A 23347-nucleotide genomic window follows, 5' to 3' on the forward strand; every position below is an offset into this window, starting at 1 on the left:
GCGCAACGAAAAGCCCGCGACCGGGTCGTCGCGGGCTTCATGGATTAGAAATCGTACGTAGCTCGCTCCCCGCGCAGGGCACGACGTTGCCACTCGTTTCTTCCCCCCGCCGGGGAGAAGGTGGCCCGAAGGGTCGGATGAGGGGGCAACGTCAGCGAGAGACCGAGAGCTTGCCCCCTCATCCCGCTGCCGCGACCTTCTCCCCGGCGGGGAGAAGAAACAAGCGGCACCCTCTCAACCTCTCACAAACCTGACGAATAAAGGTCGCTCCTTAAAAGCAGTCCTCGAACAACTTCTTCGTATTCTCCAGCGTCATCGGCACCGGATTACCGCCGCAGCTCGGATCCTTGATCGCTTCCGCCGCCAGTTCGTCGATACGATCGGGCTTGATGCCCATGGCGGTCAGGTTTTCCGGCACGCCGAGTTCCCTGCGAAGCTCCAGCACATAGTCATAGAAGCCGTCGAAACCGCCGGAAATGCCGAGATAGGCGGCCGCGCGGGCAATCTTGTCTTCGATGGCGGGGCGATTGAAGCGCAGCACCGCCGGCATGACGACGGCATTGGTCATGCCGTGATGGGTGTTGTAGACCGCCCCGATCGGGTGCGAGAGCGAGTGAATGGCGCCGAGACCCTTCTGGAAGGCAACCGCCCCCATCGCCGCCGCCGCCATCATATTGGTGCGCGCCTCGATATCCGTGCCGTCCTTATAGGCACGCGGCAGGAATTCCTTGACGAGCCGCAGGCCCTCCAGCGCCACGCCGGCGCTCATCGGATGATAGAAGGGCGACGAATAGGCCTCGAGGCAATGGGCAAAGGCATCCATGCCCGTGCCCGCCGTGATGACCTTCGGCATACCGACCGTCAGTTCCGGATCGCAGATGACGACGCCGGGCAAGAGCTTCGGATGGAAGATGATCTTCTTCACATGGGTCTGCGAATTGGTGATGACGCTGGCGCGACCGACTTCCGAACCCGTGCCCGCCGTCGTCGGCACGGCGACGATGGGCGCGATCTTGGCGGCATCCGCCCGTGTCCACCAGTCGCCGATATCCTCGAAATCCCAGACCGGGCGTGTCTGCCCGGCCATGAAGGCGATAGTCTTGCCGAGATCGAGGCCCGAACCGCCGCCGAAAGCGACGACGCCGTCATGGCCGCCATCGCGATAGGCTTTCACGCCGGCTTCCATGTTGATTTCGTTGGGGTTCGGATCGACCTCGGCGAAGATCGCCCGGCCGAGACCCGCCTCTTCCAGCACATCGAGCGCATGCGCGGTGATCGCCATATTGGCAAGGCCGCGATCCGTCACGAGCAGCGGCTTCTTGATGCCGAGCGTTTTGCAGGCTTCCGCCAGTTCCTTGATCCGGCCACGGCCAAGCTTGACGGCGGTGGGATAGCTCCAGTTGGCGACGATATTCATTTCGTGACTTTCTTCAGATGGTAGGATTTCGGTCGGGTCAGATTCTGGAAACCGAGAACGGAGAGCGAGCCGCCACGGCCGGTTTCCTTCACGCCGGTCCAGCAAAGGGCGGGGTCGAGATAATCCGCGCGGTTCATGAACACGGTGCCGGTTTCGATTTCGCGGCCGATGCGCCCGGCGCGGGCGGCATCCTGCGTCCACAGCGAGGCGGTCAGCCCGTATTTGCTGTCATTCATAAGCGCGATGGCTTCGTCGTCATTCTTCACTTTCATGATGCCGACGGCCGGGCCGAAGGTTTCTTCGGTCATGAATTCCATGGAATGATTGACATTGACGAGGACTTGCGGCGCAACATAAGCGCTCTCGCCATCATCGGCGGGGAAAAGCTTCGGATCGACCAATGCCTTCGCGCCTTTGGCAACAGCATCGGCGACCTGCGCGCGCACCACCTTGGCGAAACGCTTGTTGGCCATCGGCCCGAGCGTGGTCTCCTGCTCGAGCGGATTGCCGAGCTTGTAGTTGGAGACCCACGCCACGGACTTCTCGACAAAGGCGTCATAGAGGTTTTCATTGACGTAGATGCGCTCGATACCGCAGCAGCATTGCCCGGAATTATAGGTGGCGCCATCCATCAGCGTATCGACGGCGGCGTCGAGATCGGCGTCCTCCATCACATAACCGGGGTCCTTGCCGCCAAGCTCAAGCCCGAGACCGGTGAAGGTGCCGGCCGCGGCGCGCTCGATGGCGCGGCCGCCTTCCACCGAACCGGTGAAATTGACGAAGTTGAACAGGCCCTCGGAAATCAGCGCCGAGGTCGTGCCGTGGTCGAGGAAAACATTGATGAAGACATCGTCAGGCACACCGGCCTCGACGAAAGCCCGCACCATGCGCTCGCCCACCAGCAGCGTCTGCGCCGCATGTTTGATGACGACCGTATTGCCGGCCATCAAGGCGGGTGCGACGGTGTTGATCGCCGTCATGTAAGGATAGTTCCACGGCGCGATGACGAAGACCACGCCATGCGCTTCGCGCTCGATGCGGCGTTCGAAATTGCCGCTTTCCTCGATGACGAGCGGCGCCAGCGCATCGGCGGCGATGGAAGCGACATAGTTGGAGCGCTCGTTGAACCCCTTGAACTCGCCGCCATAACGCACCGGACGGCCCATCATATGCGCCAGTTCCGGCACCACTTCCGCCACCATTTCGTTGAGGCGGGCGACGCCCTTCAGAACCAGCTGAACGCGGTCCTCAAGCGGACGCCGCGCCCAGTCCTTTTGCGCCTTGCGCGCTTTCGAAACGGCGGCCCGCGCCGCCTCCAGCGACATCGCCTCCCGCTCGGCATAAACCGAGCCGTCGATGGGCGAGATATTCTGGATCATGGTCATGATGTTTTCCCGTAATGATTAGGCTCGTTCGAAACCGCGCGCCACTTCCCAGTCGGTCACGCGGCGGTCGTATTCTTCCTGCTCCCATCGTCCGGCATGGACGTAATGATCGATCACATCGTCGCCAAAGGCGTTGCGCAGCATTTTCGATCCATCCAGATAGGCAGTGGCGTCACGCAGGGTCTTGGGTATCTCGCGCACGTCCTTGCCGCCATAGGCATCGCCGACAAAAGCGGGCTCAAGTTCGAGTTTATTTTCGATGCCGTCAATGCCCGCCGCAAGCAAAGCCGCCATGGCGAGATAGGGATTGAGGTCCGAGCCGCCGACGCGGCATTCGATGCGGATACCCTTGGTGCCTTCGCCGCAGAGACGATATCCCGCCGTGCGGTTGTCGAGGCTCCAGATCGCCTTGGTGGGCGCAAAGGTGCCGGCCATGAACCGCTTGTAGGAATTGATATAGGGCGCGAGGAAATAGGTGATCTCGCTGGCATGGGCGAGAAGCCCGGCAACATAGTGCCGCATCAGTTCCGACATGCCGTGCTTGGCGTCCTTGTCGAGGAAGGCCGGCGTCTTGCCATCGGCGCTCCACAGCGACTGGTGAATATGCGAGGAGCTGCCGGCGGCGTTGTAATTCCACTTGGCGAGGAAGGTCACCGCCTTGCCCTTGGACCACGCAATCTCCTTGGTCGCGTTTTTGATGATGGCGTGCCGGTCGGCCATGGTCAGCGCATCGGCATAACGCACATTGATTTCCGCCTGACCTGCGGACGCTTCGCCCTTGGAATTCTCGACCGGAATGCCGGCGCCTTGCAGGCCCTTGCGCAGCGCCCGCATGACATCCTCTTCCTTGGTCGTCTGGAAGATATGGTAATCCTCATTATAACCGCTGGCGAGGTTCAGGCCCTTGTAACCGTTAGCGCGTGCCGCGTCGAAGGTCTGGTCGAACAGGAAAAATTCCAGTTCGGTCGCCATATAGGCCTTCAGCCCCATGGCCTCCAGCCGCGCCACCTGCTTTTTCAGGAGCGCGCGAGGCGAATGCGGCACTTCTTCATGGGTGTGATGATCGAGCACGTCGCACAATACCAGCGCCGTGCCTTCCAGCCACGGCACACGCCGCAGCGTGGAAAGATCGGGCTTCAGCACATAGTCGCCATAACCCTTTTCCCAGCTGGAGGACTTGTAACCGGGAACGGTTTCCATCTCCATGTCGGTAGCAAGCACGTAATTGCAGCTATGGGTTTCCTCAAAGGCGCTTTCAACGAAGAATTCCGCCTGGAACCGTTTGCCCATCAGACGCCCCTGCATGTCGACAAGGCAGGCCAGAACCGTGTCGATGCGCCCCTCGGCGACATCCATTTTAAGCGCGTCGAATGTGTAGCTCGTCATTTTGTCCGTTCCCTTTATTGTCGTGGCCGGGCGGCCGGAATGCGGCCGCCCGTTTGTTTGAACATCAGGCCTTTGCAGCCGCTGCGGCAACCGCAGCCTGCTTGTGCTCCAGCGCGAATTCCTCTTCCGGCGACAGGATGAGGCGATGGCGTCCGACAAAGGCGAAGTAGGCAATCGCCACGGCGAACCAGACGGCGACCCAGAGCACGCCCTTGGTGAAGTTCGGATCCTGGATCTGGTAGAGCAGCGTGACGATGGCGATGATGACCGTCAGAACCGCGCCCGGAATGCCGAAGGGCGAGCGGAACGGCCGCTCGATATGCGGCAGGTTCTTTCGGAGCAGAATGAAGGAAATCGCCTGCATGATGTAGGAGAACATCGCACCGAATACGGCCATGTTCAAAAGCACGCTGCCGATGATGCTGCCGCCCTGTTCCGCACCCAGCGCGAACCAGATGACGAGCATGACCGCCAAGCCGACAATCGCGCCGGTGATGTTGGCAACGTATGGCGTGCGGTACTTGGAATGGGTGATCGACAGCACGGTCGGGAAGTAACCCGCACGCGACAGCGAATAGATCTGCCGGCCCTGCGCGTAGAGGATCGTATGGAAGCTGGCGATCAGGCCGGTCAAGGCAACGAGACCCAGCACCACCACGCCGCCATCGCCATAGATCGCCTTGAAACCATCGAGCAGCGGCTCAAGCGAGGAGCTGAGATGGAAGGCGCCGACGCCCGGCAGGGATGGGTTGAGCAATACGATCATGAAGGCCGAAACCATCAGCGTTATCATGCCGAGGATGATGCCCTTCGGCATGTCGCGCTTGGGATCGACCGATTCTTCCGCCGCCAGCGGCAGTTGCTCGATGGCAAGGAACAGCCAGACCGCGAAAGGCAGCGTCGCGAGAACGCCCGAGAACCCGAAGGGGAAGGAGGAACCGCCGCCCTCCGGCAGCTCCACCGCCTTGCCGTCAGGTCCGACACCGATGTTGAGCGCGAAACGCGAAAAATCGATGTTCGGGATGGTGCTGATCCAGAAGAACACCAGAACGGCAAGCGAAATCAGCGTGATAACCAGCGTCACCTTGAAGGAAAGCTCAAGCCCGAAGACATTGAGCGCAAGGAATATCGCGTAGAACGCTATCCACACGAAGGGTGAATAAGCGGGATCGAGGCCGAGAATGGAGTTCACATAGGCCGTGATGAAGGTGACGACGACCGCCGGCGTCAGCACATATTCGACATTCTCGCAAAGCCCGGTGATGAAGCCGCCCCATGGGCCCATGGCCGTGCGGGCAAAGGAATAGGCCGCACCGGTATGCGGCAAGGCCGGGCTCATTTCCGCAATCGAAAATGTCAGCCCGAGATACATGATGGCGATGATGATGCCCGCCACCAGCATGCCGCCCCAGCCGCCGGTGGAGAAGCCGAAATTCCATCCGGAAAAATGCCCGGAAATGACCGCGCCGACGCCGAGCGACCAGAGCGACCACACGCCCGCATAACGGGATAGTCCGCGTTTTTCGAAATAGGATGCATCAGCCTTCTTGTAGCTGACGCCTGACGATGAACTGTCCATGCCCTTCTCTCCTGAATAAGAAAAAAACAAGCCAGTCAGCCATTATTGGCCGATTGTGCCCCAGTTTCCGGCTTCACCCGGGAATTTCCCGCGATTGGCCGCACGCACTTGCTGTTCCCTTGCCGCTTTGTGTTTTTCCGGCTGCATGGCCGGTTTTTATAAAATGGCGGCAGTCTCATCTGGCAGCCGACCCCGGTGTTTTCACCATCGGCCGGCCATAGCTCCCTCACTCATCGATCGATGAGAGCGCCTTCCCCATAAGCTCGTAAAGAAAACCGGCGATTGCCGCCTGCTCTCCTTCATTGGTGATGAGATCGTTGCGGATCTCGATCATGACGTTCAAAAGCCCGTCCGGCAGCGCATGCAGCCGCAGCGTATGCGTCACGCCGTCTTCCGGGCCATAGGGATCGTTGCGATTGACCGTGAGCGTGGACCCTTCGGCGCCCGCCAGCATCGCATCCGCGAGGCGGCTGTCGGTATCGTGCAGGATGCCGATCTCAACCTTTCGGAACCGGCCGTGATAGACCGGCGTGAAACTGTGGATGGTCACCACCACCACGTTGCGGCCATCCGCCTGCCGCGCGGCGATGATCTCGCTCACCCGGTCATGAAACGGCACATAAAGTGCTGAGGTGCGGGCGAACCGCTCCGCTTCGCTGAGATCGAAATTGCCGGGAATATCGTAAATCTCGCTTTTCACCGGCATGGCGGAAGGCGATTCGGGCGGCCGGTTGCAATCATAGACGAGACGCGAAAACCGCTGATAGACGAGCGTGGCGTCAAGCTTTTCCGAAAGCAGCCGGGCAACGGCCAGAGCGCCCGGATCCCAGGCCGCATGGCTCGAAAGCACCTCCGGCGAAAGACCCAGTGTGCCGAATTTCTGCGGAATGGTGGCGGAGGCATGTTCGCAGACGAGAAGGACATCGCCCTTCGCCGCAGCATTCTCGATGCCGACGGCCTGCCCTTCCGCATCTGTGAAAAACCGTGACCGCACCGTCATGCACGAACCCCGCCCGGAACCCCGTCGCTCCGTCAATGCCGAAAAGAATTCTTCACATTATTGCGAGTGTCAAATGGAATTTTGAAATTTTCTCTTCATTTTCCCATTGACTCGATAGCTGGCACAGATGTTTATTTTAGCCATGCACCGGCAGAAGACCGGAAGGGGAAAAATTTGCGCAGCACGACGGCGACCGTGTCGGATGTCATTCATGCCCATTACGACGCACTGACCCGTTCGGAAAAACGGCTGGCGGAGAGCCTGCTCGGCAACTACCCCGTCTCCGGCCTCGGCAGCATCACCACCATTGCGGAAAATGCCGGCGTTTCGACGCCGACGGTGGCGCGCATGGTGCAGAAGCTCGGCTACAAGGGCTACCCGGAATTTCAGGCGCATCTGCACCAGGAACTGGAAGCGACGATCTCCGGCCCCATCGCCAAACATGACCGCTGGGCAACCAACGCGCCCGGCCTGCATATTCTCAACCGCTTCGCCGATGCCATCACCGGCAATCTGCGCGATACGCTGAGCGATCTCGACACCGCCGTCTTCGACAATGCTGCGGCACTGCTTTCCGACCGCAAGCGCAGCATCTATTTCGTCGGCGGGCGCATCACCGGCGCGATTGCCGAATATTTCTTCACCCATATGCAGGTGATCCGGCCGAAGACGACGCTGATGTCGTCGAATTCCAGCGCCTGGCCGCAATATATGCTGAACATGAGCGCCGGCGACATACTGGTTATCTTCGACATCCGCCGTTACGAGCACGACATGACGACGCTGGCCGAAGTGGCCAAGGCAAACGGCGTGCAGATCATTCTCTTCACCGATCAATGGACATCGCCGGTGGCGCGCCACGCGCTGCACACTTTCCGCGTCAGGATCGAAGCTCCCTCGGCATGGGATTCCTCGGTCGTCACGCTGTTCGTGGTCGAAGCGCTGATCGAAGCGGTGCAGAACGGCACCTGGGATGAAACCAGGGAACGCATGAATGCACTGGAAGGCCTGTTCGAACAGACGCGGCTGTTCCGCAGGCCGGACAGAACATGAAACTACATAGCCGGGCAACTTGCTTGACGCGGATGCCGCACGCTGATTGGATACCTGTCATCGCTACCAGCACGATAAAACAGGACAAGAAACCAAGCTGGGGAACGTATCTGGCCACCACGGATCATGAGGGGAATCTCCCGCAATTGCAGGCAAAAAGCCGGGTGATGGCGGAAAACGGGCGTAAAGTGACGGAATCCGGATAAATAAATTGCAATCCAGCCGTCACATTAGCTTCATCGAGAATCCGTATCAGCGTCCGCAATATGAGAACACGAAGAGGAGAAAAAAGTGATCTCTCACTGCCGCCGACTGCTCGCTACGACCACTGCACTGGTCATCGCCTCCACCGCAATTGCCGCCGCTGAACCGAGCGCCGAGCTGATCGCCGCCGCCAAGAAGGAAGGCATGCTGACCACCGTCGCGCTGCCGCACGACTGGTGCGGTTACGGCGACGTGATTGCCGCCTTCAAGGCGAAATATCCGGAAATCACCGTCAACGAACTGAACCCCGACGCCGGCTCCGCCGACGAAGTCGAAGCGGTGAAGGCCAACAAGGACAATAAGGGCCCGCAGGCGCCTGACGTCGTCGACGTCGGCCTCGCTTTCGGCCCGCAGATGAAGGCCGAAGGCCTGCTGCAGCCCTACAAGGTCTCCACCTGGGACGAAATTCCCGACAACGTCAAGGATCCGGAAGGTTACTGGTACGGCGACTATTACGGCGTGATGTCCTTCTTCGTGAACAAGGACCTCGTCAACAACGCACCGAAGGACTGGGCCGACCTGCTGAAACCGGAATATTCCGGTCAGGTGGCGCTCGCGGGCGATCCGCGCGCTTCCAACCAGGCCATCCTCGGCGTTCTCGCCGCCGGCCTTTCCACCGGTGCGAAGTCCGGCAAGGAAGCCGGTGAAGCCGGTCTCAAATATTTCGCCGATCTCAACAAGGCCGGCAACTTCCTGCCGGTTATCGGCAAGGCCGGCACGCTGGCGCAGGGCGCGACCCCGATCATCGTCGCCTGGGACTATAACGCCCTTTCCTGGAAGAAGACGCTGAACGACAACCCGCCGACGGAAGTCATCGTTCCTGAGAAGGGCGTTCTGGCCGGCGTCTACGTTCAGGGCATTTCCGCTTACGCCCCGCATCCGAACGCTGCCAAGCTCTGGATGGAACACCTCTACTCCGACGACGGTCAGCTTGGCTGGCTGAAGGGCTATTGCCACCCGATCCGCTTCAACGCCATGGTCAAGGCCGGCAAGGTTCCGCAGGAACTGATCGACAGCCTGCCGCCGGCAGCAGCCTATGAAAAGGCGATCTTCCCGACACTCGAGGAAGTCGACGCCAACAAGGCTGCCGTCACCGGTGGCTGGGACAGCGTTGTCGGCGCAAACGTGAAGTAAACTGTTGAAAACGCACCCCGGCCGATCAAAAGCCGGGGTGCTTCTTTTATGATGTAGACCTTTATATACAGACCGTTTGAAAACGGCGTTTGGGGACAAGGATGCCATCAACCAACACCGGCGGACCATCCGACGCGGGCAGGAAACTGCCGCTGCACTGGATTGGCGTCGTACCTTTTGCCGTTTTTGTTTTACTGTTTCTGATTATGCCGACGATGAAGATCGTCATTGGCGCATTCCAGCATGCCGATGGCAGCTTCACGCTGGAAAATATCGCCGGGCTTTTCACCTCCTCCATCCTTGCGGCCTACTGGATTTCGATCAAGATCAGCCTCGCCTCGGCGGCGCTGGGCTGCCTGATCGGCTTTGCCGTCGCCGCCGCCGTGGTTCTTGGTGGCCTGCCGCAGCGCATTCGCGGACCGCTTCTGACCTTTTCCGGCGTCGCCTCGCAATTCGCCGGCGTGCCGCTCGCCTTCGCCTTTATCGCCACGCTTGGCCCGGTCGGCCTTCTCACCGTCTTCCTGAAGACGCAAATCGGCATTGATCTGAGGTTGCTCGGTTTCAACATCCTGTCCTTCTGGGGCCTGACCGTCACCTATCTGTTCTTCCAGATACCGCTGATGATTCTCATCATCACGCCTGCGCTGGACGGGCTGAAGCGCGAATGGCGCGAGGCGGCGGAAATCCTTGGCGCCACCGGCCTGCAATATTGGCGCATGGTGGCATTCCCCATCCTTTTGCCGTCGCTGCTCGGCACCATGTCGCTGCTGTTTGCCAATGCCTTCGGCGCGGTGGCGACCGCGATCGCGCTCACCGGTTCCTCGCTCAACATCGTGCCTATCCTGCTCTTCGCGCAGATCCGTGGTGACGTTCTCGGCAATCCGCATCTCGGTTACGCGCTTGCCTTCGGCATGATCGTCGTCACCGGCATTGCCAATGCGCTTTATATCTGGCTGCGCGCCCGCAGCGAAAGGTGGCTGAAATGAAGCGTTTCTTCGCCTGGGGCGCGCTGATCTTCGGCCTGCTCTATTTCGCCCTGCCACTGATCGGCATGACCAACTTCTCGCTGAAAATGCGGCGCGGAGAATATTCCTTCGACGCCTATGGCAAGGTGCTCACCGACCCGCGTTTTCAGGAAACCTTCAGCTATTCGGTGGTGATGGCGCTGTTCACCATCGTCTTCGGGGTTCTGCTGGTGGTGCCCACCGCCTATTGGGTGCGCCTGAAACTGCCAAGCCTGCGCCCCTATATCGAATTCATCACGCTTTTGCCGCTGGTCATCCCGGCCATCGTCATCGTCTTCGGTTATATCCGGCTTTACAACACCTCGAGCTGGCTGCCGCTGACCGGCACGAGCTTCGGCACCAACCTGCTTTTGATGTTCGGTTATGCCACACTGGCCTTGCCCTATATGTACCGCGCCGTCGATACTGGCCTCCGAACCATCGATGTGGCGACGCTGACGGAAGCGGCGCAGAGCCTCGGCGCGGGCTGGACGACCATCCTCTCGCGCATCATCCTGCCGAATGTTCTGGTCGCCGTGCTGTCAGGTGCGTTCTTGACCTTCGCCATCGTCATCGGTGAATTCACCATGGCGGCCCTTTTGAACCGCCCGGCCTTCGGCCCCTACATGCAGCTGCTCGGTGCCAACCGCGCCTATGAACCGGCCGCACTTGCCGTGATTTCCTTCGGCATCACCTGGGGTTGCCTGGGTCTGATCCAACTCGTTTCACGCTACCAGAAGGGCGCGCCTCCCAAGGCCTGAGGACAATATTTTCATGAGCTTTTTGACACTTAGCAACATCAAGAAATCCTTCGGCTCCGTGCAGGTCGTGCATGATTTCAACATGGCCATCGAAAAGGGCGAGTTCGTCTCCTTCCTTGGGCCGTCGGGCTGCGGCAAGACCACCGTGCTGCGCATGATCGCCGGCTTCGAGACCCCGAGCGGCGGATCGATCGTCATCAACGGCAAGGACCAGACGGCGCTCAGACCGAACCAGCGCAATATCGGCATGGTGTTCCAGGCCTATGCGCTGTTCCCGAACATGAATGTCTATGAAAACGTTGCCTTCGGGCTCAAAGTCGCCGGCAAGCCGAAAGCCGAGATCGACGCCCGCGTGAAGGAAATGCTCCAGCTCATCCATCTGGAACATCTGGCGGATCGTTACCCCTACCAGATGTCGGGCGGCCAGCAGCAGCGCGTAGCGCTCGCCCGCGCGCTCGCACCGAAGCCGGAAGTGCTTCTGCTGGACGAGCCGCTCTCCGCGCTCGACGCCAAAATCCGCGTGTCGCTGCGCGAGGAAATCCGCCAGATCCAGCAGAAACTCGGCATCACCACCATTTTCGTGACCCAGATCAGGAAGAGGCCCTGTCGATTTCCGACCGCATCGTCGTCATGAATGGCGGTCGCGCCGACCAGATCGGCTCCCCCTTCGATATCTACAACAAGCCCGCGACCCGCTTCGTCGCCTCCTTCGTCGGCACGCTGAACCTCATCGACGCCACCGTGGTCGATTCCTCATCCAATACCATCCGTGTCGGAGAGCAGCAGATCACCCTGCACAAGCCGGTCGATGCGGCGAATGGCGAAAAAATCACCCTTGCCCTGCGACCGGAAGCGGGCTCGCTCGGCAGCGATGCGAAAGGCGATGTCGCCATTTCCGGCCTCGTCACCTCCAGCCAGTTCCTCGGCTCCGTCATCCGCACCCGTCTCGATCTCGGCGGCTCGACCCTGTCTTTCGACATGTTCAACGATCCCGGCACAGCACCGCCCGCCGTCGGTGAGCAGGTGACGCTGAAATTCGCAGCCGGCGACCTGATGGTCATCAAGGACTGAAGCGCTTTTCCAGACGCAAAACCGCTTCGCCCATTTGCGGGACATGGTAGAGCAGGTATGACTTCGAACCTGCATACCAACCATGTGAGGCCATGATGCGCGCGCTTTTTTACGAACTGTTCGGCGAAACCCCGGTTGTTGCGTCCCTGCCAGATCCGGAACCGACCGATGGCGGCGTGGTCATCGAGGTCAAGGCGACAGGTCTCTGCCGCAGCGACTGGCACGGCTGGATGGGGCATGACCCGGATATTCGCCTGCCGCATGTTCCCGGCCATGAATTCGCAGGCGTGATCGCCGCTGTCGGCAAAAACGTCACCCGCTTCAAGACCGGCGACCGCGTCACCGTGCCCTTCGTTTCCGGCTGCGGCCATTGCCATGAATGCCGCTCCGGCAACCAGCAGGTCTGCGAGGCGCAGTTCCAGCCCGGCTTCACCCATTGGGGTTCCTTCGCCGAATATGTCGCCATCGATTATGCCGACCAGAACCTCGTGCATCTGCCTGATACGATGAGTTACGCCACCGCTGCCGGCCTCGGCTGCCGTTTCGCCACCTCCTTCCGGGCCGTGACCGATCAGGGACGCCTGAAGGGTGGCGAATGGCTGGCGGTGCATGGCTGCGGCGGCGTCGGCCTCTCCGCCATCATGATCGGCGCCGGCCTCGGCGCGCAGGTCGTCGCCATCGACATTGCGGAAGACAAGCTCGAACTTGCGCGGCAGCTGGGCGCGACCGCCACCATCAACAGCCGCTCGGTTGCCGATGTTGCCGAGGCGGTACGCGAAGTGACGGGTGGCGGCGCGCATGTCTCGATCGATGCGCTCGGTCACCCGCAGACCTGCTGCAACTCCATCAGCAACCTGCGTCGGCGCGGCCGCCATGTGCAGATCGGGCTGATGCTGGCCGATCACGCCATGCCCGCCATTCCCATGGCGCGGGTGATCGCGCATGAGCTGGAGATTTACGGCAGCCACGGCATGCAGGCGTGGCGTTACGAGGACATGCTGGCGATGATCGAAAGCGGCAGGCTCGCGCCGGAAAAGCTGATCGGCCGCCACATCACGCTTTCCGAGGCAGCAACCGCCCTGCCCGCCATGGACAGCTTTAAGGAAAGCGGCATCAGCATCATCGACCGGTTCGAATAGTGCGGGCTCCCGAGACCGTCTGAGGTTTAGGGATTTCACACCGCTCAGGCGCTCCTGCGTCCGAATGTCCGGACGGGCGTGGTTCCTCGGGCAGACGCATGGGCCGGCGATGCTGCCGGGATACGCGCCGCGTGATCCGTCTGGCTATCGCTCCATTGACGGTTTACCAGCTGTTTCTTGCGGACCTCCAGCGGGTCGGGGGTGTCCTCCTCCTGCCGCTTACTTCCCGCAATTGCGGAGGTCGTCGCCAATCGCGAAATCCACCGCACCAGCTGCATGCCCTTGTGAACAAGCACAAAGATACCAGCAATTGCGACCGCTATGATAATAACGAGGTTCCAGGGCGCGTCGCTGCCCCTCGCCGCCCGCTCCATGCGGTCTTTTGTCGTCGGATCAAAACCAAGCGTCGCCTTCAGCCTGACGATATCCGCATCGCTGAGCCTGCTGTACCGCTCGCCGCGATACAGCACATAACCGCTCCTATCCCCGCTGTTGAGATAACCAATGTCGAATGCTTCCCCGTCGCGAAGAAAAGGCTCGTTATCCGGCAGATCGTAAACGAGATCGATTGTCTCGCCGCCGCCGAATCCGGGGATGGCAAAAAACCGGGACTTCCGCGCCTCAGCTTCGCTCACGAATATCGCGGAAAATAGAAACCCAACCGAAAAAAGCGCAATATGCTTCATTCACTCTCTCCAACAACAACGAGAATGACAACAACTGGCATTACTAAATTAATTTGAGATTTATACTTACGATAACATCTTAAATTTAAGATATATATTGAATATATCTAATATTGATAGATTTATTACAGGAATTAACTGTGCTAATTTATAATAAAATGAAATTCGAAAGATGCGGCATGACGTATCTCCGCCGACGCTGCAAACCATTGGCGCGAACAGCGCCCCACGTTAAGCCGCAATCACACGCGATTGCTTTTAGCATAACGCCACGATGATGCGACAGAGCGCAACGTCGGCGAACATGACGGATTAGATACAAGGAACGCGACATGCTGTTTCTCGACAGCGTAACCATGAAAGAGACCCCGGACGGAAGAGACGACTATCCCTTCTCCGTTCCGGCGCTGCGCCATCTGGAACGCCTCGAATTCAAGACGCCGATCACCTTTTTTGCCGGCAATAACGGCTCTGGCAAATCGACGCTGCTGGAAGGGCTGGCGGCGGGAATGACGGCCTATGCCATCGGCAATCACGGCCAGGTTGCCGGCGACCTCTACCTTCAGCATGCCGAGACCGTGGCGAAGTCCTTCTATTTCGCCCGCAAGAAATATCCGAAAATCCGCATGTTCATGCGCGCGGAAGACGTGCTTGGTTATATCCGCCGGCAGAACGAGAACGCGCTGGACGATTTTCGCTGGGAGCGGGAAAAGGCGCTCAAGAAGGGCGAAGACTTTCCGGAAGAAACCCCGGATACGTTTCGCAGGATCGTCAGGAACAATGTCATCGACCGGCGTTCGCATGGCGAAGGATTTCTCGATATCATGCAACAGCGGCTGCACGGCGCCGGCCTCTATTTTCTCGACGAACCGGAAAGCCCGCTCTCGCCGCAAAAGCAGCTCGAACTGGCAGCCCTTATCCGCGACGCCGCCGATAGTGGCGGACAATTGATCATCGCCACCCATTCGCCGGTGCTTTTGGCCATTCCCGAGGCGACCATCTATCATTTCGACGCGGACGGCATCACCGAGCGCCTTTATGACGAGCTGGAAAACATCAGTTTCCTGCGCCGCTTTCTTGATCGTCCCTCGAAATACCTGAGCGATTGAGCGTCGATAAGGCTTGAAATCGCGCCGCGCTTGCCGCATGCCCATAAGTAATACGTAATTTAGAAAAGAAGCAGCCTTATGTCTCCCACCACCACACCGGCGGCAGCCCGGCCCCTCAACGGTCAGGATTACAGAACTCTTGGCCTTTCGGCCCTCGGCGGCGCGCTGGAATTTTACGATTTCATCATTTTCGTATTTTTCGCCACCGTCATAGGCCATCTGTTCTTCCCGCCGGAAATGCCGGACTGGCTGGTGATGATCCAGACCTTCGGCATCTTTGCCGCGGGTTATCTGGTGCGGCCGCTGGGCGGCATCGTGCTGGCGCATTATGGCGACCGTTATGGCCGCAAGCGGGTTTTCGCCTTCTCCATCCTGCTGATGGCGCTCTCCACGCTGGGCATGGCACTGATGCCGACCTATGCCACCATCGGCGTGGCCGCCCCCATCCTGCTCATCATCCTGCGCATGCTGCAGGGCGCGGCCATCGGTGGTGAAGTGCCGGGCGCATGGACCTTCGTTGCCGAACATGTGCCCTTCCGCCGCGTTGGCCTCGCCTGCGGCTTCCTCACATCGGGCCTTTCCTTCGGCATCATGCTGGGATCGCTGATCGCTTTCGCCATCAACTCGCTTTTCACACCGGAGGACGTGGCCGGTTACGCCTGGCGCATTCCCTTCCTGCTCGGCGGCATTTTCGGCCTCATCGCCGTCTATCTGCGCCGCTGGCTGGAAGAAACGCCGATCTTCACCGAGATGAAGAAGTCGAAATCGCTGACGGACAAGCTGCCGCTCGGGCTGGTGCTCAAGCACCATATGCGCGGCGTGGTCATTTCCGCCCTGCTGACCTGGGTTCTCTCGGCCGCCATCGTCGTCACGACGCTGATGACGGCCACCTTCCTGCAGAAGCTCTACGGTTATACCCCGACACAGGCGCTCGCCGGCACCAGCTTCGGCACGCTGTTCCTGATCTTCGGCGTCATCATCGCCGGCGCGCTGATCGACCGCATCGGCTCCGGCATCTTCTTCATGGGGGCGAGCATCTTCTTCGGCATCGCCACCGTCACCTTCTACAGCTATGCCGGCACATCGCTTCAAACCATGTTCGTGCTTTACGGCGTCATGGGCCTTTCGGTCGGCATGGCAGGCGCGGTGCCATACGTCATGGTGCGCGCCTTCCCGGCCTCGGTGCGCTTCTCCGGCCTCTCCTTCGCCTATAACGTCTCCTATGCCGTCTTCGGCGGGCTGACGCCGATTGGCGTGACGACCGCACTTGCCGTCAACCCCATGGCCCATGCCTGGTATCTGGTCTTCATCGCCGTCCTCGCCTTCGCGATCGGCCTCTATCTCTATCTGCGCGGCAGCGAGGTGGAGAGCCATGTCGGCATCGAAGAACTGGCAGCGTTACGGTCTTAAACAACCCAATGAATGCAAAAAGCGCGGGCAAGACCCGCGCTTTTTTATTGAATGGCAGCACACCGAACATCAGGCAGCGCTGTCGATTTCCTCAGCGCCGTTCGTCGGCACGTAGTTGAGGACAGGACCGAGCCAGCGCTCCACCTCTTCCACCGGCATGTCCTTGCGGCGCGCATAGTCCAGAACCTGATCGCGCTCCACTTTGGCGACACCGAAATAATAGCTCTCGGGATGGCCGATATAGATGCCCGAGACGGAGGAGCCCGGCCACATGGCGTAGCTTTCCGTCAGCTCCACACCCGCCGCATTGGTGGCATCGAGCAGGGCGAACAGCGTCTTCTTTTCGGTATGATCGGGCTGGGCCGGATAGCCGGGTGCGGGGCGAATGCCGGCATAGGCCTCGCCAATCAGCTCATCGCCGTTGAAGTTTTCCTGCGGCGCATAACCCCAGAACTCCTTGCGCACCCGCTCATGCATGCGCTCGGCGAAGGCTTCCGCGAAACGGTCGGCCAGCGCCTTGACGAGGATTGACGAATAATCGTCATTCGCCCGCTCGAACCGCTCGGCAATCGCCACTTCCTCGATGCCCGCCGTCACCACAAAGCCACCGACATAATCGGCAACGCCGCTATCGACAGGCGCGACGAAATCCGACAGCGCCACATTCGGGCGACCGTCGCGCTTGGAAAGCTGCTGGCGCAGTGTGAAGAAGGTCGCAAGCTCTTCGCCGCGGCTTTCATCCGTGAACAGCCGGATATCGTCACCCACGGCGTTGGCCGGCCAGAAGCCGATCACCGCCCGCGGCCGGAACCAGTTTTCCTCGATGATCTTCTTCAGCATCGCCTGCGCATCGCTGTAAAGCTGCCGCGCCGCCTCGCCCTGCTTTTCGTCATCGAGAATGGCCGGGAAACGACCCTTCAATTCCCAGGTCTGGAAGAACGGCGTCCAGTCGATGTAACGGGAAAGCTCTTCCAGATCATAGGTTTCGAACACCCTCGTGCCAAAGAATTGCGGCTTGACGGCGCTATAGGCCGACCAGTCGATCTTGTGCGCATTCTCACGGGCGCGGGACAGCGGCAGACGCTGCTTTTCCCGCTCATTGCGGGCGTGCGCCTCCGCCACCTTGGCATATTCGCTGCGGATGCCGTCGATATAAGCAGGCTTCTGTTCAGCAGAGAGAAGCGCCGACACGACGCCAACCGCGCGCGAGGCGTCGGTGACATAGATTGCCTGCCCCGCCTCGTAACGCGGATGAATTTTCACCGCTGTATGCACACGGCTCGTCGTCGCGCCGCCGATCAGCAGCGGAATATCGAAACCCTGCCGCTCCATTTCGGCCGCCACATGCACCATCTCATCCAGCGAAGGCGTAATAAGGCCGGAAAGACCGATCACATCCACCTTTTCGGCAATCGCCGTTTCAAGGATTTTCGTCGTCGGCACCATGACGCCGAGATCGATGATCTCGTAATTGTTGCAGGCGAGAACGACACCGACGATGTTCTTGCCGATATCGTGCACATCGCCCTTCACGGTGGCCATCAGCACCTTGCCGGCGGCACTGCGCTCCGCCCCGCCATTCAGGCGCTTTTCCTCTTCCATGTAAGGAAGCAGCACGGCAACCGCCTGCTTCATCACGCGGGCGGATTTCACCACCTGCGGCAGGAACATCTTACCCGAGCCGAAGAGATCGCCGACCACATTCATGCCGGCCATCAGCGGCCCTTCGATGACGTGCAGCGGACGGGCAGCCTGCTGGCGCGCCTCTTCCGTATCGGCCTCGATATATTCGGTGATGCCGTTGACCAGCGCATGTTCCAGCCGCTTCTCGACGGGCAGTTCGCGCCAGGAAAGGTCCTGAACCTTCGTATCCTTGGCGCCCGTGCCACGGAAACGCTCCGCGACCTCCAGCAACCGTTCCGTCGCGTCGTCGCGGCGGTTCAGCACCACGTCCTCGCAGGCCTCGCGGAGTTCCGGATCGATATTGTCGTAAACCGCAAGCTGCCCGGCATTGACGATGCCCATATCCATGCCGACCTGAATGGCGTGGTAGAGGAACACGGCATGCATCGCCTCACGCACTGGCTCATTGCCGCGGAAGGAGAAGGACAGGTTGGAAACGCCGCCGGAAATATGCGTCAGCGGCATGGTTTCGCGGATGGTTCTGGTGGCCTGAATGAAATCCACGCCGTAATTATTGTGTTCCTCGATACCGGTCGCAACGGCAAAGACGTTGGGGTCGAAAATGATGTCTTCCGGCGACAGGCCCGCCTTCTCGGTCAAGAGCTTGTAGGCGCGTGAGCAGATCTCGACCTTGCGCTCGTAAGTATCGGCCTGCCCGACCTCATCGAAGGCCATGACCACGACCGCCGCACCGTAATTATGGACGAGCCGCGCCTGCTGGAGAAACTTCTCCTCGCCTTCCTTCAGCGAAATGGAATTGACGATCGACTTGCCCTGAACGCATTTCAGGCCGGCCTCGATGATCTCGAACTTGGATGAGTCGATCATCACAGGCACGCGGGCAATATCCGGCTCAGCGGCGATGAGGTTCAAAAACTCCACCATCGCCTTTTCGGAATCGATCAGGCCCTCATCCATATTGATGTCGATGATCTGCGCACCGTTTTCCACCTGATCGCGGGCGACAGCCAGAGCCGCCGTATAATCACCAGCGGTGATGAGCTTGCGGAAACGGGCCGAGCCGGTGACGTTGGTGCGTTCGCCGACATTGACGAAGGGAATATCCTTGGTCAGCACGAAAGGCTCGAGGCCCGAAAGCGACATGAACGGCTTGTGCTCGGGAATTTCGCGCGGCTTGTAGCCTTTGACAGCCTCCGCAATCGCGCGGATGTGCTCCGGTGTGGAACCGCAGCAGCCGCCGACGATGTTGACGAGACCGTCACGAACAAAGCCCTGAACCTGGCGCGCCATCATCTCCGGCGTTTCGTCATATTGGCCGAATTCGTTTGGCAGGCCGGCATTCGGATAGGCGCAGACGAAGGTATCGGCCACGTCAGACAATTCCTGCAGATGCGGACGCATGGCGTCGGCACCCAGCGCGCAGTTCAGGCCGATGGTGAAGGGATTGGCGTGTCGCACCGAGTTCCAGAAGGCCGATGGCGTCTGGCCGGAAAGCGTACGGCCGGAAAGGTCGGTAATCGTGCCGGAGATCATCACCGGCAGGCGAATGCCCTTGGCTTCGAAACGCTCCTCGCAGGCGAAGATCGCCGCCTTGGCGTTCAGCGTATCGAAAATCGTCTCGATCAGGATGATATCGGCCCCGCCGTCGATCAGGCCATCGATCTGCTCGCCATAGGCGATGCGCAGATCGTCGAAGCTGACGGCGCGAAAACCGGGATTGTTGACGTCAGGCGAAATCGAGGCCGTGCGGTTGGTCGGGCCAATCGCGCCCGCCACGAAACGGCGGCGACCATCTTCGCGCTCGGCGCGCTGGGCGGCGCGGCGGACAATCGCGGCACCCTCGCGGTTGAGGTCGTAGACGGCGTTTTCCATCTCGTAATCGGCCTGTGCGATGCGCGTCGACGAAAACGTGTTGGTTTCGAGAATATCCGCACCCGCCATGGCGTAGCGGTAATGGATGTCTTCGATGGCATCAGGCTGGGTCAGGATCAGAAGGTCGTTATTGCCCTTCTGGTGACAGGCACAGCCGATAAAACGATCGCCACGAAAATGGTCTTCGTCAAAACCCAGCCCCTGGATCTGCGTGCCCATGGCGCCGTCGAGAATGAGGATGCGTTCGCTGGCGGCATCGCGCAACGCCTTGAAAATTTCCGCGCCGTCACGCTTTGCCCCTTCAGGGCCGAACAGATCGTCAAACACGGGCACACTCCTCATTTCGATTTGCAAGATCGCAAGCCGTCAAGTCACATAAAGATATGTTTATGTCAATATATCTTCAAGGGACAGGCATGGCTTTGCGCAGTTGCAGCACGTTACGAAATATCGCTGACAGATGACAGGTTTATACGGCAAGGATATAAGCCGAAGCAGCAAACCGCATGGAGGACGAGAATGCCCGAGGACGATCACAACAGCCGCAACTGGAACACCCTGCCCTGGCATCGCCAATGGCTGGTAAAACAGGCCGAGGGACTTTTCGATTTCTTCCAGTATCGTGCCCTAAACCCTGCCGGCGGCTTCTTCGATCTCGATGCCAAAGGCGCGCCGCTGCAGCCAAACGACCCCGTGCGCGGCATTCACGCTTCCGCCCGCATGGTACATTGCTTCTCCATCGGCCACCTGCTTGGCCGCCCGGGCTGCGGCGATATTGTCGACCACGGCATGACCTATCTCTGGAACAGGCACCGCGATGGCGAGCATGGCGGTTATTTCTGGCAGGTGAACGATGCCGGCCCTGTGGACGCCAACAAGCAGGGTTATGGCCATGCCTTTGTGCTTCTCGCCGCCTCTTCCGCCAAGACCGTCGGCCACCCGCTGGCCGACCGGATGCTGGCCGATATTACCGAGGTTCTGGAAACCCGCTTCTGGGAAGAAAAACACGGCGCCATCGCCGAGGAATTCCATCGCGACTGGTCGCCCATCGAGAATTACCGCGGCCAGAACTCCAACATGCACCTGACGGAAGCGCTGATGGCCGCCTATGAGGTCACCGGCGACAATAGCTACCTCAGCAAGGCGGAGCGCATCGCCGATCTCGTCATCCGCCGCCGCGCCGGCGAGCTGGATTTCCGCGTGCCGGAGCATTTCGACGAGAACTGGACGCTCGACAAGGAGTATCGCGGCAACGAAATGTTCCGCCCCTCCGGCTCCACCCCCGGCCACTGGCTGGAATGGGCGCGCCTCATCCTGCAATTATGGGTGCTGGGAGAACGCCGCCATGACTGGATGCCGGTGGCCGCAAAATCGCTCTTCGTGCAATCCATGGCGCTCGGCTGGGACCGGGAAAAGGGCGGCTTCTTTTATACGCTCGACTGGAACGACAATCCCGACAAGCGGGCCAAGCTCTGGTGGCCCATGTCCGAGGCGGCGGGCGCTGCCCACTTCCTCAACGAGAACCTGCCGGCGGACAACTTCTATGAAGACAGCTATCGCCGCATCTGGAGCACCATCGCCAACAACTTCATCGACCATGAGAATGGCGGCTGGCACGAGGAATTGACGGAAGATCTGGTTCCCGCCCACACGCTGTTCCCCGGCAAGGGCGATATCTACCACGCGCTGCAGGCCTGCCTCATCCCGCTTTTCCCGGCGACGGGAAGCCTGACGAAGGTGATCAGGGAAAGCGGCGGGGATTATTGAGGCGCGCTGCGGCCAATAGCCCCTCTGCCGTCATGCTCGGGCTTGTCCCGAGCATCTGCAACCTATCCGCTGAACGCAACGTGGTTGGATCCTCGGCACAGGGCCGAGGATGACGCCGCGTATATAGCAATCCTCAAAACCCGATGGTTTCTTCGAAATCGTCCCAGGACTGGTACATTTCATAACGCCCGATACCCGGGATCGGCACATGCCCGTAATAGGGCGAAAGCTGAAATTCTGCGGCCGCCTCGCTCTTGCCGGCCACGGCGGCCACATAGATGGCGGAGGCGAGCCCCGTGCGGTTGGCGCCATGTTCGCAATGGATGAGAACAGGTTTTTCCGCATTGCGCAGCACGGCCGCCAGCGTTTCCGAATCTTCCACCGAGACCTTTTCGCTTGAGCTCAGCGGATAATCGACCAGCCGGATGCCGTTTTTCTTGGCCGCAAGGCTTTCGGCATCATACCAGCCTTCACGCTTTTCATCGCGCAGGTTGATGATCGTCTTGATGCCGTAAGCCTTGGCATAGGCCGCGATGTCCTTGCCGCTCGGCTGGGCCGAACGATAAAGCTCTCCGGGAATGACTTCGTGAAAATTTCCGGTGAGCTGGCCTATGCCCATATGCGCACCCGCCAGAACCGGCAGGGCGACAAGGCCGATGGCGGTTATTTTCAGAAACTTCAGAACAATACGCAAAACATCAACCCGCGACATTCATCGAATGGAGGGGGAGATGGCATCGCAAATGGACGAAAACAAGTCAGCGACTGCCCCAGCCGGTTCCCGTGCGGACGATAGGAGTTCACCGATCCGCCTGAAACCGCTGTGATGCAGGGATTTTCCGACCGCCGCTCACCGGCACGAAAATTTTCAAAATGTCGTGATAACCGGCCGTCGCACGAACCGCTCAGTCGAATTCCGCTGAAATGACGGTGACGCGCCATTCCAGCCGTTGCGGCTCCACCCTTTCATTGTTGCGCATCCGGAACGCCCGGCAGGCCGAGAAAGTCTCCCCGGCCTCGATCCGTCTTTCGCTCACCTGATAGGGATCGAAGGAAACGGAGGCACGGAAGGCCGGTTCGAACCCTTCGAGCGTATAGGTCAGCCGCTGTACGGCGACATTATTGTCGTTGCGGAAGCTGACGCGGATCGGCAATGCCGCATCCGGGCAGGCCGCATCGAATACGGCGCGGGCGACGATATGGTCGAGCCGCTGGTTGCCGCGCCACCAGTCATAAATCACAAAGGCGGCGGTGGCCGTCCAGATCAGCAACAGGCAGATAACGACGGATTTGAGATGCCGCGGAAATGCAATGAGGGTGAGAAGAAGAATGGCGCTGAGAACGGCTCCGACAATCACGTCGCCCCTCCTCCGCTAAAATAAAGCCTCATGCGATCTCTTCCTCCCATGCCCTTTCCGCCCGCAACGATCCCCTCACCGGGAAGTCGCAGGTGTAGTCTCAACCGCAGCTTATGCTGCCGGCAATGCAGCGAAAAACACCGGCACCGCCATAGTCTACCACAACTCTATGGTCGCGCCCTGCGCTGTCAAGACAACCAAGCGTGACGTCGGCCAGCCGCCCTGCCGGACTTTCGACGAAACGGCGAAGGGAACCAAACACGGCCAAAGACGTTCGCCGCATCAGAACAGCATGGCGGGGCGATAAA

General features: G+C 59.9%; 17 protein-coding genes and 1 pseudogene. 9 read left to right on the forward strand and 9 right to left on the reverse strand.

Annotation, left to right across the window (positions count from 1 at the left end; genetic code table 11):
* Positions 1–271: 271 nt before the first annotated feature.
* The 5 genes from L904_RS18425 to L904_RS18445 all read right to left on the reverse strand — a co-directional run bounded on the left by L904_RS18425 (position 272) and on the right by L904_RS18445 (position 6767).
* Positions 272–1417, reverse strand: coding sequence for an iron-containing alcohol dehydrogenase (locus L904_RS18425; RefSeq protein ID WP_020813644.1), 1146 nt, complete (start codon positions 1415–1417; stop codon positions 272–274).
* Positions 1414–2802: an aldehyde dehydrogenase family protein gene (locus L904_RS18430; RefSeq protein ID WP_020813645.1), complete on the reverse strand. Its 1389-nt coding sequence runs from the start codon at positions 2800–2802 to the stop codon at positions 1414–1416. Before L904_RS18430 ends, L904_RS18425 begins: the two co-directional genes overlap by 4 nt.
* 18 nt (positions 2803–2820) lie before the next feature.
* Positions 2821–4188, reverse strand: a complete 1368-nt coding sequence (locus L904_RS18435; RefSeq protein WP_031234598.1) for a glutamine synthetase family protein — start codon at positions 4186–4188, stop codon at positions 2821–2823.
* 64 nt (positions 4189–4252) lie between these two features.
* The gene (locus tag L904_RS18440) at positions 4253–5767 is read right to left on the reverse strand and encodes an amino acid permease (protein ID WP_020813647.1); all 1515 of its coding nucleotides are present in this window, start codon (positions 5765–5767) and stop codon (positions 4253–4255) included.
* Positions 5768–5993: 226 nt separating this feature from the next.
* Entirely contained in the window at positions 5994–6767 is a 774-nt protein-coding gene (locus L904_RS18445) for an N-formylglutamate amidohydrolase (RefSeq protein ID WP_020813648.1), read from the reverse strand.
* A 174-nt stretch (positions 6768–6941) separates the two neighbouring features.
* Here L904_RS18445 and L904_RS18450 point away from each other — a divergent pair, with 174 nt between their 5' ends.
* From L904_RS18450 to L904_RS18475, 6 genes and pseudogenes are all read left to right on the forward strand, one after another.
* On the forward strand, positions 6942–7820 hold the full coding sequence (locus L904_RS18450; RefSeq protein WP_003522811.1) for a MurR/RpiR family transcriptional regulator: 879 nt from the start codon (positions 6942–6944) through the stop codon (positions 7818–7820).
* Positions 7821–8111: 291 nt separating this feature from the next.
* Complete coding sequence (locus L904_RS18455; RefSeq protein WP_003522812.1) at positions 8112–9218, forward strand: ABC transporter substrate-binding protein; 1107 nt, start codon at positions 8112–8114, stop codon at positions 9216–9218.
* 101 nt (positions 9219–9319) lie between these two features.
* Entirely contained in the window at positions 9320–10204 is an 885-nt protein-coding gene (locus L904_RS18460) for an ABC transporter permease subunit (protein WP_020813650.1), read from the forward strand.
* Entirely contained in the window at positions 10201–10983 is a 783-nt protein-coding gene (locus L904_RS18465) for an iron ABC transporter permease (protein WP_035261247.1), read from the forward strand. The genes L904_RS18460 and L904_RS18465 overlap by 4 nt, the downstream gene beginning before the upstream one ends.
* Positions 10984–10996: 13 nt before the next feature.
* Positions 10997–12054, forward strand: a pseudogene (locus tag L904_RS18470) (ABC transporter ATP-binding protein).
* Positions 12055–12149: 95 nt separating this feature from the next.
* Positions 12150–13193, forward strand: a complete 1044-nt coding sequence (locus L904_RS18475; RefSeq protein WP_035261253.1) for a zinc-dependent alcohol dehydrogenase family protein — start codon at positions 12150–12152, stop codon at positions 13191–13193.
* Between the two features lie 44 nt (positions 13194–13237).
* Here L904_RS18475 and L904_RS18480 read toward each other — a convergent pair whose 3' ends face one another.
* On the reverse strand, positions 13238–13879 hold the full coding sequence (locus tag L904_RS18480; protein ID WP_035261255.1) for a hypothetical protein: 642 nt from the start codon (positions 13877–13879) through the stop codon (positions 13238–13240).
* 332 nt (positions 13880–14211) lie between these two features.
* Here L904_RS18480 and L904_RS18485 point away from each other — a divergent pair, with 332 nt between their 5' ends.
* Both L904_RS18485 and L904_RS18490 read left to right on the forward strand, forming a co-directional pair.
* Positions 14212–14988 (forward strand): AAA family ATPase, encoded by a 777-nt coding sequence (locus tag L904_RS18485; protein ID WP_035261258.1) that lies wholly within the window; start codon positions 14212–14214, stop codon positions 14986–14988.
* 78 nt (positions 14989–15066) lie between these two features.
* On the forward strand, positions 15067–16398 hold the full coding sequence (locus tag L904_RS18490) for an MFS transporter (protein WP_035261261.1): 1332 nt from the start codon (positions 15067–15069) through the stop codon (positions 16396–16398).
* Between the two features lie 69 nt (positions 16399–16467).
* Here L904_RS18490 and metH read toward each other — a convergent pair whose 3' ends face one another.
* Positions 16468–20241: a methionine synthase gene (gene metH / locus L904_RS18495; protein ID WP_059762621.1), complete on the reverse strand. Its 3774-nt coding sequence runs from the start codon at positions 20239–20241 to the stop codon at positions 16468–16470.
* Between the two features lie 192 nt (positions 20242–20433).
* Between metH and L904_RS18500 the strand changes: the two genes are divergently transcribed.
* Positions 20434–21681: an AGE family epimerase/isomerase gene (locus L904_RS18500; protein ID WP_035261018.1), complete on the forward strand. Its 1248-nt coding sequence runs from the start codon at positions 20434–20436 to the stop codon at positions 21679–21681.
* A gap of 133 nt (positions 21682–21814) precedes the next feature.
* Here L904_RS18500 and L904_RS18505 read toward each other — a convergent pair whose 3' ends face one another.
* Together L904_RS18505 and L904_RS18510 are read right to left on the reverse strand one after the other, a co-directional pair.
* Complete coding sequence (locus L904_RS18505) at positions 21815–22375, reverse strand: dual specificity protein phosphatase family protein (RefSeq protein WP_035261022.1); 561 nt, start codon at positions 22373–22375, stop codon at positions 21815–21817.
* Between the two features lie 211 nt (positions 22376–22586).
* Positions 22587–23039 (reverse strand): hypothetical protein, encoded by a 453-nt coding sequence (locus tag L904_RS18510; protein WP_035261016.1) that lies wholly within the window; start codon positions 23037–23039, stop codon positions 22587–22589.
* Between the last annotated feature and the right edge of the window lie 308 nt (positions 23040–23347).

Origin of the sequence: Agrobacterium sp. LY4, assembly GCF_001526585.1 — a bacterium.
GTDB classification, from domain to species: domain Bacteria; phylum Pseudomonadota; class Alphaproteobacteria; order Rhizobiales; family Rhizobiaceae; genus Agrobacterium; species Agrobacterium leguminum.

Excerpts from the sequence above, each read along its gene's own strand:
- L904_RS18425 (WP_020813644.1), bottom strand. The coding sequence starts at position 1,417 with ATGAATATCGTCGCCAACTGGAGCTATCCCACCGCCGTCAAGCTTGGC.
- L904_RS18430 (WP_020813645.1), bottom strand. The coding sequence starts at position 2,802 with ATGACCATGATCCAGAATATCTCGCCCATCGACGGCTCGGTTTATGCC.
- L904_RS18435 (WP_031234598.1), bottom strand. The coding sequence starts at position 4,188 with ATGACGAGCTACACATTCGACGCGCTTAAAATGGATGTCGCCGAGGGG.
- L904_RS18440 (WP_020813647.1), bottom strand. The coding sequence starts at position 5,767 with ATGGACAGTTCATCGTCAGGCGTCAGCTACAAGAAGGCTGATGCATCC.
- L904_RS18445 (WP_020813648.1), bottom strand. The coding sequence starts at position 6,767 with ATGACGGTGCGGTCACGGTTTTTCACAGATGCGGAAGGGCAGGCCGTC.
- L904_RS18460 (WP_020813650.1), top strand. The coding sequence starts at position 9,320 with ATGCCATCAACCAACACCGGCGGACCATCCGACGCGGGCAGGAAACTG.
- L904_RS18465 (WP_035261247.1), top strand. The coding sequence starts at position 10,201 with ATGAAGCGTTTCTTCGCCTGGGGCGCGCTGATCTTCGGCCTGCTCTAT.
- L904_RS18475 (WP_035261253.1), top strand. The coding sequence starts at position 12,150 with ATGCGCGCGCTTTTTTACGAACTGTTCGGCGAAACCCCGGTTGTTGCG.
- L904_RS18480 (WP_035261255.1), bottom strand. The coding sequence starts at position 13,879 with ATGAAGCATATTGCGCTTTTTTCGGTTGGGTTTCTATTTTCCGCGATA.
- L904_RS18485 (WP_035261258.1), top strand. The coding sequence starts at position 14,212 with ATGCTGTTTCTCGACAGCGTAACCATGAAAGAGACCCCGGACGGAAGA.
- L904_RS18490 (WP_035261261.1), top strand. The coding sequence starts at position 15,067 with ATGTCTCCCACCACCACACCGGCGGCAGCCCGGCCCCTCAACGGTCAG.
- L904_RS18500 (WP_035261018.1), top strand. The coding sequence starts at position 20,434 with ATGCCCGAGGACGATCACAACAGCCGCAACTGGAACACCCTGCCCTGG.